This window comes from Halomonas sp. 3D7M, assembly GCF_014897885.1.
Taxonomy (GTDB): Bacteria; Pseudomonadota; Gammaproteobacteria; order Pseudomonadales; family Halomonadaceae; genus Vreelandella.
The window spans coordinates 1-630 of record NZ_JABUZF010000171.1 but is presented as its reverse complement, the minus strand read 5'-3'; the positions used below and the strand labels follow the sequence as shown (position 1 = coordinate 630).

The 630-nt window shown below is 56.0% G+C and carries 1 protein-coding gene; it reads left to right on the top strand.

Features of this window, described 5'->3' with window-relative positions; genetic code table 11:
* On the top strand, positions 1-415 hold a 415-nt coding region (locus tag INT22_RS20595), incomplete at its 5' end, for an ABC transporter ATP-binding protein (protein WP_226912555.1).
* Between the last annotated feature and the right edge of the window lie 215 nt (positions 416-630).

The following is a 630-nucleotide window of genomic DNA, read 5'->3' as shown; positions in this document are numbered from 1 at the left end:
TGCTGGTTTGGAAGGCCTCGCCGACCGGCCGTTAGAAGCGCTTTCCGGCGGCCAACGCCAGCGTGCCTGGATCGCCATGACCATTGCCCAGCAAACGCCGCTTCTGCTTTTAGATGAACCCACCTCTGCGCTAGACTTAGGCCATCAGATTGAAGTGTTTGAGCTAGTGCGCCACTTGGCTTGCCATGGCCGCACGGTGGTGATGGTATTGCATGACCTCGCCAGTGCTTGTCGTTATTCAGACAACCTGATTGCGATGCGCGATGGCCAGATTATTGCTCAGGGAGCGCCCGCTGAGGTGGTCACGCCCGAGTTAGTACGCGAGCTTTACCAGGTAGACTGTACGCTGCTGCTTGATCCGGATACCGGCAGCCCCTTGCTGGCTAACGTGCGCCGCGTGGCTCAGTCGGCATAAGCGCTACTCAGTAACTTCAGCCCATAGTTCTCGTTCTCTCTACATTCTCTCTATAACTTCTAAAAGGAACCGATGTGGCTTCTTCACCACCTCGCGCTCAAGCGACGTCATCAAACCAAAGCTTTCAAGCGCTCGTGCGACTGCTGCGCTACGCCAAAGGTTACCGGCGGCGGATTGCCGCGGCCACCGCCTGTTCCATTATTAATAAACTATTT